This window comes from Microbacterium terregens, from assembly GCF_039534975.1.
GTDB classification, from domain to species: Bacteria; Actinomycetota; Actinomycetes; order Actinomycetales; family Microbacteriaceae; genus Microbacterium; species Microbacterium terregens.
In genome coordinates this window covers 820924-832749 of sequence record NZ_BAAAWH010000001.1, presented here as the reverse complement: position 1 = coordinate 832749, position 11826 = coordinate 820924, and the positions used below count along the sequence as shown (strand labels likewise).

General features: G+C 67.8%; 7 protein-coding genes. 1 reads left to right on the top strand and 6 read right to left on the bottom strand.

Features of this window, described 5'->3' with window-relative positions; genetic code table 11:
• Window positions 1–6: 6 nt before the first annotated feature.
• The 3 genes from ABD655_RS03805 to ABD655_RS03795 all read right to left on the bottom strand — a co-directional run bounded on the left by ABD655_RS03805 (window position 7) and on the right by ABD655_RS03795 (window position 2273).
• Window positions 7–660 (bottom strand): spermidine/putrescine ABC transporter substrate-binding protein, encoded by a 654-nt coding sequence (locus tag ABD655_RS03805; protein WP_344711731.1) that lies wholly within the window; start codon window positions 658–660, stop codon window positions 7–9.
• Between the two features lie 93 nt (window positions 661–753).
• Complete coding sequence (locus ABD655_RS03800; RefSeq protein WP_344711729.1) at window positions 754–1236, bottom strand: hypothetical protein; 483 nt, start codon at window positions 1234–1236, stop codon at window positions 754–756.
• A gap of 2 nt (window positions 1237–1238) precedes the next feature.
• The gene (locus tag ABD655_RS03795; protein WP_344711727.1) at window positions 1239–2273 is read right to left on the bottom strand and encodes an ABC transporter; all 1035 of its coding nucleotides are present in this window, start codon (window positions 2271–2273) and stop codon (window positions 1239–1241) included.
• Window positions 2274–2485: 212 nt separating this feature from the next.
• Here ABD655_RS03795 and ABD655_RS03790 point away from each other — a divergent pair, with 212 nt between their 5' ends.
• Complete coding sequence (locus ABD655_RS03790; protein ID WP_344711726.1) at window positions 2486–3094, top strand: hypothetical protein; 609 nt, start codon at window positions 2486–2488, stop codon at window positions 3092–3094.
• A gap of 25 nt (window positions 3095–3119) precedes the next feature.
• Here ABD655_RS03790 and ABD655_RS03785 read toward each other — a convergent pair whose 3' ends face one another.
• From ABD655_RS03785 to rpoB, 3 genes are all read right to left on the bottom strand, one after another.
• Window positions 3120–3734 carry a hypothetical protein gene (locus ABD655_RS03785; RefSeq protein WP_344711725.1) on the bottom strand — a complete coding sequence of 205 codons (615 nt, stop codon included), beginning with the start codon at window positions 3732–3734 and terminating at the stop codon, window positions 3120–3122.
• Between the two features lie 340 nt (window positions 3735–4074).
• Window positions 4075–7965, bottom strand: a complete 3891-nt coding sequence (locus tag ABD655_RS03780; RefSeq protein ID WP_344711724.1) for a DNA-directed RNA polymerase subunit beta' — start codon at window positions 7963–7965, stop codon at window positions 4075–4077.
• A 75-nt stretch (window positions 7966–8040) separates the two neighbouring features.
• Window positions 8041–11535, bottom strand: a complete 3495-nt coding sequence (rpoB, locus tag ABD655_RS03775) for a DNA-directed RNA polymerase subunit beta (RefSeq protein WP_344711723.1) — start codon at window positions 11533–11535, stop codon at window positions 8041–8043.
• Window positions 11536–11826: the final 291 nt, after the last annotated feature.

The following is an 11826-nucleotide window of genomic DNA, read 5'->3' as shown; positions in this document are numbered from 1 at the left end:
CGCCTTTCACAGCGGCGGGTCGTTCGGATCGAACGGTGCGTCCAAGGAGCGGGTGAGCTCATCGAGCATCGCCTCGATCTGCGGCTCCACGTATTGCCCGACCGCCGCCTGGATTCGCAGCCGATGGTGCAGCAGGACCGCGCAGACTTCGCGCCCGATCATGTTGGCGTAATCGTCGGCGAGCCCGACCTCCTGCCGCAGCGCCGCCTTCGCCTCGTCGGTGAGGGGCGGAAGCGCCGGAACGCTCGCGTCCGCCTCTGCGGCGAGACCGGAGATCGTGAACAGGAACGGTGCTCCCGGCTGCGGTTCCGGATCCAGGGGCAGCCCCTCGAACTCGGGCTCCAGCCCCTCCGTCGGACGGTAGCTGCGCGCCCGGTTGCGGGCCGCCTGATGATCGAGTTCGGCCTGGAGCATGGGCAGGTTCAGCGCCGTGTACTCGGCGACGGCGTGGTCGACGATCGTCTTGATCCGGGTGGACAGACCGTGCTGGACGCCGTGCGGAACATCCGCGCCCAGCCCCGCGGCCGACAGCACCGGCGACCCGAAGCAGCGGCGGCAGGGGGCGATGCGTCCTCGATGCGTGGCGGGTTCCCATCGGGGCAGCCAACGCAGCCATGCGTCCACTGCCTGACTGACCTGGGTTTCGAGCGAGCGCTCCACGTCTCAACGGTAGTCCGCCGCGACCCGTTTTTCGGTGTCTCCGGCGACGATGCGCGGCCGTGGCGGCCGCTCGCACGCAGGGACGAACCCCTGTCACTCGTCGAACTCGTCCTCCCACGGCCAGCGCGGCCGTTGCGAGCGGGTGCGCACCAGGCCGATCCCGCCCCACGCGGCGACCGCGGCGGTCGCCGCCACCACGACGCCGAACCAGGTCGTCGCGATGCGACCGGCGACATCCGTGGCGGTGGCGGGGTCGGCGGCGGTCGCCACCGCGAGCCACAGCGTCACCACGTAGACCACGTAGCAGCCCAGCGCGGTCCACAGGGCGGTCCAGAACGACGGATGCCGGCGCCGCAGCCCGAGCCACAGGATGAGCGCGAACGCGCCCGTCGTCAGTGCGGTCGCGACGACGCCGGGGATCTGACCGAGTCCGGGGGTCTCGACGATGTCGGCGCTCAGCGCCAGGCTCACCATTCCGAGGCCGAAGATCAGGAGCGCGACGAAGCTCACCGTCGCCAGACCGAGCGCCACGACCGGCCGGATCGGGCCGCCCGTGGACTCCGGCGTCCCTGCCATGACTACACCCGCGTGAGCTGCGGACCGGCCTCGAGCGTGCGCTCGTACTCGCGCTGCGCCTCGACGTTCAGCTCGGTCACCCGCGCACCGCGGGCGGCGACCCAGGCGCCGAACCAGATGGTGAGTTCGCGGCCGATGATGAACGCGCCGATGGCCAGAGGGGCGAGCAGCTGCGCCTCGGTGAGGGCCGCACCCTCCCGGGCGGTGAGCATCCAGAACGGCGCTTGGAACAGCGCGCCGAGGATGTGTCCGAGGTAAGCGGCGACACCGACGAGCAGACCGAAGATGACCCAGATGCCCCACCGGCCGCGGTTGATGATGGCGCCGAGGAGCCAGAACGCGAGGAAGAACACGACCACGGGCACCCACAGCGCCCAGGTGCCGAGGGCGGTGAGGGCGGTCGACCCGAGGGTCTGCGCGGTGACCTCGCCGTCCAGCATCCCCACACCGAGCCAGAGCGCGAGGTAGAGGATCCCGAATGCGAGGGCGGCCAGAAGGCCGATGGCGCCGGCGGCCGCGCGGTTTCCGCGCAGGCGGGGAGCCTCGGGGGCCTGGACGAAGATCGGCTGCGGGGCGGCGTATCCGGTGGCGACGGCGGGAGCGACGACAGCGGTCTCGGCGTAGGGCTCGGCGTAGCGCTCGGTCGCGGGCTCCGCGTAGCGTTCGGTCGCAGGCTCCGCGTAGCGCTCGGTGTAGGCCTCACCGGCGACCGGGGCGACGGGTTCGCTCGGCGTGACGGCGACCGTCTCGGCCGGCGGCTCCCACGCGGTGGCGGTGTCGTCGGCGTGCGCTTCGTACATCGCGCTGTCGAAGGTCGAGTCGTCATCGTAGGCCGAGGGCGCGGGCTCCACGGGAGTGCGGGGGGAGGTCTGCGCGGCGGGTTCGGCCGCGGCATCCGTCTGCGACCCGTCCGAGGCGGCGGCGTCGCGGCGCGCGGCTTCCGCGTCGGCGATCCCCTCGTTGGCGCTGCCGACGACATCGTCGACCGGACGCGGTTCCTCGACCGGCTCGCCGTAGGACGACTTCGAGTCACTCATCGGATGCACTCCTCACGCAGGGCACGTCCCTGCATTGCGAGAGTAACCTGCGGCACGGGCACGTCCGCGCAGGCGTGCCGTGGGATTGCAGGCGTGGCGTGCGATTCGGGCGAATCGGGCGCGGCGTGCGATTCGGGCGAATCGGGCGCGGCGTGCGATTGCGGGTGTGGCGCGGCCCGGGGCGGCCGCCTCCCCCCGGATATCGTGGGCCCATGCGACTTCGACGTGCGGCGCTGGCCTGCGCCGCGGCATCCGTTCTCCTGATCGCGACCCTGTCGGGCTGCGTCGCCGAGTCCGCAACCATCTCAACCGCCTATGCGGCCGACACCGCATCGGCCTCGCCCGGTCCGACACCCGGCGGTTCCGGCACACCGCGCCCGTCGGCCTCTGCGTCGGCTGATGGGCCGGCGATCCCGGCCGACTGCCGCGCGATGCTGACGCCGGCGGTGCTCGACCAGCTGAAGGACGTGCCCCTCAACGATCCCGCCGCCGGCATCCCGACCGGCGAGCTGCCCGACGGGAGTCTCGCCTGCCTGTGGCGTGACCCGCGCGCCGATACGACGCACCTGTTCACGACGATCGCCGCGCTCTCGCGGGGTCCGGCGCTGGACATGCTGAACGAGCTCGCCGACGTGCAGGGATACACCTGTTACACGCCGGACGGCGGCACCCGCTGCGAGAAGACCTGGCTGAACGAGGTCTATCCGGTCACCGACGGCCGGACGCTGTTCTGGCGGGACGACATCCTGATCGACACCCGCTTCTCCAACCTCGCCCCGAGCGGGTACACCGCGGCGATCGTGGCGAGCGTCTTCGGCTGAGCTCGGCCGGCGCCCTCGGAACCGGTCAGCCCCAGACGTGGGCGGCCAGACGCGCGCCGTACGCGTCCGGATGCCACGCGGTCTCGACGCTCGAGAGCCACAGCCCGTCGCGCAGGGTGTGCTCCTCCACGACGTCCCCGCTCGTGCGCGCGCAGACCAGCGCCGCGTCGGCGGAGCACGCGAAGCCCTGGCCGCGCAGCGACGCCTCGGCGATATCCGCGGCCTCGCCTCCCACGTTGGCCAGGGTGGAGGCGATCGTGCGCCCGTCGTCGGTGCGCCAGAGGCACGAGACCCGCACTGCGGGCGCCAGCGCGTCGGTGAGCGCGGTGACCGACGTCGCGGGCGGTGCAGCGCTCTGGGAGAGCAGGACGGTCGGGGTCCAGGTCAGTTCCGCCCACAGGCGGTCCGAGTACAGCGCCCGGCAATCGATGTCGCCGGCGGCGACGGCACGGGTCGCGACGGACTCCGTGACCGGAGCGGCGACCGGCTCCGACGTGGATGCCCGGAGCATGTCCCCCGCCCACGTCACGGCGACGGGAAGCAGCGGGTGCGCCAACCAGGCCAGCGCGACCACGACGGCAGCGCACAGCAGCCCCGCAGGCCATGCGATCCACGAATTGCGTCCGCCCGTGCGCGCCACGTCCACCTCCCTGATCAACGGTAATCGTGGCGGCGGGGGCTCCTCGATCCGGCGCGCGAGGGCCGGTGGACCGGACACGGCGGCCGCGGCATCCGTCCTCGCGCCGGGCGCGCGCCGCTTTCCTGTTCGCGCGGCGCATTCTTGCGCCGCTCACGCAGGAAACAGCAGCGGGTGCCGGTGCCGCACGCACGAAAGGCCCCGGCGAACCGGGGCCTTTCGTGGAGATCTCGATACGGCCGCTTCGCGGCCCGGTCATCGAGTAGCGCGCAGCGCGTACCGAGATGCGATCTCGACACGAAGAGGGCTCAACGCTGCTGCGCAGCATTGAGCCCGCTCGTGTCTAGTTGTACGTACCGGGCGTGAAGTCGTCCGTCGAGAAGCTGTCGAAGTCGACGTAGCTCAGGTCGGCGTCGCTGTAGGCGCCGTCCGACGCGAAGATGCGGTTGGGGTACCGCTCGCTCTTCGCCTCTTCCGTCGCCTCGACCACGACGTTGCGGTACTTCGCAAGTCCGGTTCCGGCGGGGATGAGCTTTCCGATGATGACGTTCTCCTTGAGGCCGAGGAGCGGATCGCTCTTGCCCTCCATCGCGGCCTGCGTCAGCACGCGCGTCGTCTCTTGGAACGACGCCGCCGACAGCCACGACTCGGTCGCAAGCGACGCCTTCGTGATACCCATGAGCTCCGGGCGACCGGACGCGGGGCGCTTGCCCTCGGCCACGACCGCACGGTTCATGTTCTGGTACTTCTTGAAGTCGACCAGCTCGCCCGGAAGCAGCGTGGTCTCGCCGTGGTCCACCACGGTGATCTTGCGCAGCATCTGGCGCACGATGACCTCGATGTGCTTGTCGTGGATCGGCACACCCTGCGAGCGATACACGCCCTGAACGCCGTTGACGAGATAACGCTGCACCTCGCGGGCGCCCATGACACGCATGACCTCCTTGGGGTCCAGCGTGCCCACCAGGATCGGCTGACCGACCGTGACGTGCTGGCCGTCCTCGACCAGCAGCGTCGCGCGGCGCAGCACCGGGTAGACGTGCGGCTCTTCGCCGTTGTCGGGCGTCAGGATGACCTTCTTGGCGCGATCGTTCTCTTCGATCGTGATCCGACCGTCGGACTCGGCGATCGGCGACGCGCCCTTGGGGGTACGCGCCTCGAAGAGCTCCTGCACACGGGGCAGACCCTGGGTGATGTCATCGGCCGAGGCCGAACCACCCGTGTGGAAGGTACGCATCGTGAGCTGCGTTCCGGGCTCACCGATCGACTGGGCCGCGATGATGCCGACGGCCTCGCCGATGTCGACGAGCTTTCCGGTCGCGAGCGAACGGCCGTAGCACTGCGCGCAGACGCCGACAGCCGAGTCGCACGTGAGTACGGAGCGCACCTTGATGGTCTCCACACCCGCATCGATCAGCGTGTTCAGCAGCACGTCGCCCACGTCGTCGCCGGCGGCGGCCAGCACGTTGCCCTTGGCGTCGACCGCGTCAGAGGCGAGCGTGCGCGAGAACACGGAGTTCTCGACGTTCGCGTCCTTGACGAGCACACCGTCGGCACCGGCAGCCGCGATCGGCAGCTCCAGTCCCTTCGAGGTGCCGCAGTCGTCCTCGCGGATGATGACATCCTGCGAGACGTCCACGAGACGACGGGTGAGGTATCCCGAGTCGGCCGTACGGAGGGCCGTGTCGGCCAGACCCTTGCGGGCACCGTGCGTCGCGATGAAGTACTCCGCCACCGACAGACCCTCGCGGTACGAGGAGATGATCGGACGGGGGATGATCTCACCCTTGGGGTTGTTCACCAGACCACGCATACCCGCGATGTTCCGGATCTGCAGCCAGTTACCACGAGCACCGGACGAGACCATGCGGTTGATGGTGTTGTCCTCGGGGAAGTTCGCCCGCATCGCGGTCTGCACTTCCTCGGTCGCCTCGGTCCAGATCTTGATGAGCTCCTGGCGACGCTCCGAGTCGGTCGTCAGACCCTTCTCGTACTGCGACTGCACCTTGGCGGCGGCCTTCTCGTGGCGTGCCACGATGGCGGGCTTGTCCGGCGGGGTGAGGATGTCGCTCAGCGCGACGGTCACGCCCGAACGGGTGGCCCAGTAGAAGCCGGCGTCCTTGATGCGGTCCAGCGTCGCGGCGACCTCGACCTTGGGGTACTCCTCCGCGAGCTTGTTCACGATCTCCGAGAGCTTGCCCTTGTCGGCCTGCGTGCGCACGAACGGGTAGCCCTTGGGGAGCGTGTCGTTGAAGATCGCCTGACCCAGCGAGGTCTCCACGAGCCCGTTGCGCTCGTACGCCGCGATGGACTCCTGCGTGTCGCCTTCGGCCTCGAGGAACGTCAGACCCGGGATGCGCATGCGCACCTTGGCCTGCAGGTCCAGCGTGCCTTCGTCCTTGGCCAGGATGGCCTCGCCGACCGAACCGAACGCGCGGCCTTCGCCGGCGGCGCCCTTCTTGACCGTCGTGAGGTGGTGCAGACCGATGATCATGTCCTGTGAAGGCAGGGTCACCGGACGACCGTCCGAGGGCTTCAGGATGTTGTTCGAGGCGAGCATCAGGATGCGAGCCTCGGCCTGGGCCTCGACCGAGAGCGGCAGGTGGACGGCCATCTGGTCGCCGTCGAAGTCCGCGTTGAACGCGGCACACACGAGCGGGTGCAGCTGGATCGCCTTGCCCTCCACAAGCTGGGGCTCGAACGCCTGGATGCCGAGACGGTGAAGCGTCGGCGCACGGTTCAGCAGCACGGGGCGCTCGCGGATGATCTCCTCGAGCACGTCCCACACCTCGGGGCGCGTACGCTCCACGGCGCGCTTGGCGGCCTTGATGTTCTGCGAGTGACCGAGGTCGATCAGGCGCTTGATGACGAACGGCTTGAACAGCTCGAGCGCCATCTGCTTCGGCAGGCCGCACTGGTGCAGCTTGAGCTGCGGACCGACGACGATGACCGAACGGCCGGAGTAGTCGACGCGCTTTCCGAGCAGGTTCTGGCGGAAGCGGCCCTGCTTGCCCTTGAGCATGTCGCTCAGGGACTTCAGTGCACGGTTTCCGGTGCCGGTGACGGGGCGACCGCGACGGCCGTTGTCGAACAGTGCGTCGACGGCCTCCTGCAGCATCCGCTTCTCGTTGTTGACGATGATCTCGGGGGCGCCGAGGTCGATCAGGCGACGGAGACGGTTGTTGCGGTTGATCACGCGGCGGTACAGGTCGTTCAGGTCGGAGGTCGCGAAGCGGCCACCGTCCAGCTGCACCATCGGGCGCAGCTCCGGCGGAATGACCGGGACGACGTCCAGGACCATGGATGCCGGGCTCATACCCGTCTGCAGGAACGCGCTGACGACCTTGAGACGCTTGATCGCGCGGATCTTGCGCTGACCCTTGCCCTCGGAGATCTGCAGGCGCAGGTTCTCGGACTCGCCCTGCAGGTCGAACGCCTCGAGACGGCGCTTGATGGACTCCGCGCCCATGTGGGCCTCGAAGTACTGACCGAAGCGGTCCTGGAGCTCGTGGAAGATCTCGTCTTCGCCCTTGAGGTCACCGACGGACAGGGTGCGGAAGTCCTCCCACACCTTCTCGAGCCGGATGATCTGGTCGTCGAAGGACTTGCGGATTCCCGCCATCTCCTTCTCCGCGGCGTCCTTGACCTTCTTCTTCGCGTCAGCCTTCGCGCCCTCTTCCTCCAGGGCGGCCAGCTCCTCCTCCAGCTTGTGCAGGCGCGTGGCGATGCGCGAGTCGCGCCGGTCGCCGAGCGTCTTCAGCTCGAGACGGATGTTGTTCTCCTGCGTCGCGAGGTCGCGGTGACGCGCCTCGTCGTCGACGGAGATCACCATGTACGCGGCGAAGTAGATGACCTTCTCGAGGTCCTTCGGCGCCATGTCCAGCAGGTATCCGAGGCGCGAGGGGACGCCCTTGAAGTACCAGATGTGGGTGACGGGCGCGGCGAGCTCGATGTGGCCCATGCGCTCACGACGGACGGAGGACTTGGTGACCTCCACGCCGCAGCGCTCGCAGACGATTCCCTTGAACCGGACGCGCTTGTACTTTCCGCACGCGCACTCCCAGTCGCGGGAAGGCCCGAAGATCTGCTCTCCGAAGAGGCCGTCCTTCTCGGGCTTGAGCGTGCGGTAGTTGATGGTCTCAGGCTTCTTGACCTCGCCGAACGACCAACGACGGATGTCGTCAGCAGTGGCCAGGCCGATGCGAAGCTGATCGAAAGTGTTTGATTCGAGCACTGGTTCTCCTGTGTGCTTTAAAACTTCGGTGATTGAGTGGGCGGCCGCGCCGCCGTATCGAAATCGAGGCCGGAATCAGATCTCGTCGATGGACGAGGATTCGAAGCGGCTGGAGATGTTGATGCCGAGTTCTTCCGCGGCACGGAAAGCGTCGTCGTCGGTGTCGCGGAGGTTGACCGCCGTGCCGTCCGCCGAGAGGACCTCGACGTTCAGGCAGAGCGACTGCATCTCCTTCATGAGCACCTTGAACGACTCGGGGATGCCGGGCTCCTGGATGTTCTCGCCCTTGACGATCGCCTCGTACACCTTGACGCGACCGAGGATGTCGTCGGACTTGATCGTGAGGAGCTCCTGGAGCGCGTATGCGGCGCCGTAGGCCTCGAGGGCCCACACCTCCATCTCACCGAAGCGCTGACCACCGAACTGCGCCTTACCACCGAGCGGCTGCTGGGTGATCATCGAGTACGGACCCGTCGAGCGTGCGTGGATCTTGTCGTCGACGAGGTGGTGCAGCTTCAGGATGTACATGTAGCCGACCGAGACAGGCTCCGGGAACGGCTCACCCGAACGACCGTCGAACAGCAGGGTCTTGCCGCTCGAGCCGATCAGGCGATCGCCGTCGCGGGTGGGGTTCGTCGAGTCGAGCAGACCCGCGATCTCCTCCTCGGCGGCACCGTCGAACACCGGAGTGGCGACCTTGGTGCCGGGCGCACCCTCGAAGGCCTGCGCCGGCAGGTGCTTGGCCCACGTCGGCTTGCCTTCGACCTTCCAGCCCTGCTGGGCGATCCAGCCGAGGTGAAGCTCCAGCACCTGGCCGAAGTTCATTCGACCGGGGATGCCGAGCGGGTTCAGGATGACCTGGACAGGCGTGCCGTCCGCGAGGAAGGGCATGTCCTCGACGGGCAGGATCTTCGCGATGACACCCTTGTTGCCGTGCCGGCCGGCGAGCTTGTCGCCCTCGGTGATCTTGCGCTTCTGGGCGATGTAGACCACGACGCGGCGGTTGACGCCGGAGCCGAGCTCGTCATCGCCGTCCTCGGCGTTGAACTCCTTCACCGCGATGATCGTGCCCTGCTCGCCGTGAGGCACCTTCAGGGACGTGTCGCGGACCTCGCGGCTCTTCTCGTTGAAGATCGCGCGCAGGAGGCGCTCCTCGGCCGACAGCTCGGTCTCGCCCTTGGGCGTGACCTTGCCGACCAGGATGTCGCCGGGACGAACCTCGGCGCCGATGCGGATGATGCCGCGCTCGTCGAGGTCCTTCAGCAGATCCGGGCTGACGTTGGGGAGATCACGGGTGATCTCCTCCTTGCCGAGCTTGGTGTCACGGGAGTCGACTTCGTACTCCTCGATGTGGATCGAGGAGAGGGTGTCGTCCTTGACCAGGTCCTGGCTGAGGATGATCGCGTCTTCGAAGTTGTGACCCTCCCACGGCATGAACGCCACGAGGAGGTTCTTGCCGAGCGCGAGCTCGCCGTTCTCCGTCGCGGGGCCATCAGCGATGACCTGGCCGACCTCGACACGCTCGCCGGCCGAGACCACAACACGCTGGTTGTAGCTCGTGCCCTGGTTGGAGCGGTCGAACTTGCGCAGGAAGTACTGCTGCGTGCCGCCCTCGTCGAGCTGCACGGTGACGACGTCCGCCGACACCTCGAGGACGACGCCCGCCTTCTCGGTGGTGACCACGTCGCCGGCGTCGATGGCCGCGAAGCCCTCCATACCGGTGCCGACCACGGGGGATTCGGAACGCAGGAGGGGAACGGCCTGACGCTGCATGTTCGCACCCATGAGGGCGCGGTTCGCGTCGTCGTGCTCGAGGAACGGGATGAGCGAGGTCGCGACCGACACCATCTGGCGGGGCGAGACGTCCATGTAGCCGATCTCGTCCGCGTGGAAGAGGTCGACCTCGCCGCCCTTCTTGCGAGCGAGGACGCGGTCCTCGGTGAAGTGGCCGTCGGCCTTCAGCGGCGCGTTGGCCTGGGCGACGATGTAGTCCTCTTCGACGCTGGCCGTGAGGTAGTCGATCTGGTCGGTGACCTGACCCGCGACGACCTTGCGGTACGGGGTCTCGATGAAGCCGAACGAGTTGATGCGCGCGAACGACGCGAGCGATCCGATCAGGCCGATGTTCGGGCCTTCCGGGGTCTCGATGGGGCACATGCGACCGTAGTGCGACGGGTGGACGTCACGGACCTCGACGCCGGCACGCTCACGCGACAGACCACCGGGGCCGAGCGCGGAGAGGCGACGCTTGTGGGTCAGACCCGCGAGCGGGTTGTTCTGGTCCATGAACTGCGACAGCTGGGACGTTCCGAAGAACTCCTTGATCGCGGCGACGACGGGGCGCACGTTGATCAGGGTCTGCGGCGTGATCGCCTCGATGTCCTGCGTGGTCATGCGCTCGCGGACGACGCGCTCCATGCGCGACAGACCGGTGCGGACCTGGTTCTGGATCAGCTCGCCGACCGCGCGGATGCGACGGTTGCCGAAGTTGTCGATGTCGTCGATGTCCATGCGGATCTCGGCCGGCTTGCCGCCGCGGAGACCGTTGAACGTCGTGTCACCACGGTGCAGGCGGACGAGGTACTTGATCGTCGCGACGATGTCGGCGACAGTCAGGACCGAGTCCGACAGGGGCGCGTCCAGGCCGAGCTTCTGGTTGATCTTGTAACGACCGACCTTCGCCAGGTCATAGCGCTTGGAGTTGAAGTAGAAGTTGTCCAGGAGCGCACGCGCGGCCTCGGCGGCGACCTGCTCGCCCGGGCGCAGCTTGCGGTAGATGTCGCGAAGCGCGTCCTCCTTGGAGAGGATGGTGTCCTTGGCGAGGGTCTCGTCGATCGAGTCGAAACCGGCGAACTCCTCGAGGATCTGCTCGCTGGTCAGCCCGAGCGCCTTGAGGAAGACGGTGACCGACTGCTTGCGCTTGCGGTCGATGCGCACGCCGACCTGGTCGCGCTTGTCGATCTCGAACTCGAGCCAGGCGCCACGGCTGGGGATGATCCGCGCCGAGACGATGTCCTTGTCCGAGGTCTTGTCGGGCGTCCGGTCGAAGTACACGCCGGGTGAACGCACGAGCTGCGAGACCACGACACGCTCGGTGCCGTTGATGATGAAGGTGCCCTTGCCGGTCTGGAGCGGGAAGTCGCCCATGAAGACCGTCTGGGTCTTGATCTCACCGGTCTGGTGGTTCATGAACTCGGCCTCGACGTAGAGGGGGGCGGCGTACGTCTTGCGGCGCTCCTTGCACTCGTCGATCGAGTACTTCTCCGGCTCGAGGTACGGGTTCGTGAACGAGAGCTGCATGGTCTCGCTCAGATCCTCGATCGGCGAGATCTCCTCGAAGATCTCCTCGAGACCGCTGATCTCGGGCACGTCGGTGCGGCCGATGCTCTTGGCCTCGGTGACGCGCGCCTTCCACTGGTCGTTGCCGACGAGCCAGTCGAAGGACTCCGTCTGCAGCGCGAGAAGGTCAGGGACCGTCAGCGTGTCTGTGATCTTGGCGAACGAGAGGCGGGATGCTCCGCGGCCGTTCTTGATGGTGGTGGTGGTAGATGCGTTGCGCGCAGCAGCCAAGGGGATTACCTCCGTGGGCCCGGGGCGGGGCTCGTTTCCTTGTCGTCAGGGTGGAGTGCTCATTTGTCCCCGAAACCTGGGCGCCACACTCCGCTTCAGAAAGGTGAGTTCGAGAAGCGGGGGCACGCAGGCACAGCCGACCACCATATGAGGGCAGGGGGAATCCAAGAGCGCAAGGAACGACTATACGCGGTATGCCACGCCGTGTCCAGTCGAGTTCTTGAAAAGATCGGGTTCGTACGGTATAACCACGCGCGGCACCCTCCCATTCCGTGCTCGGATCCCTCTGGT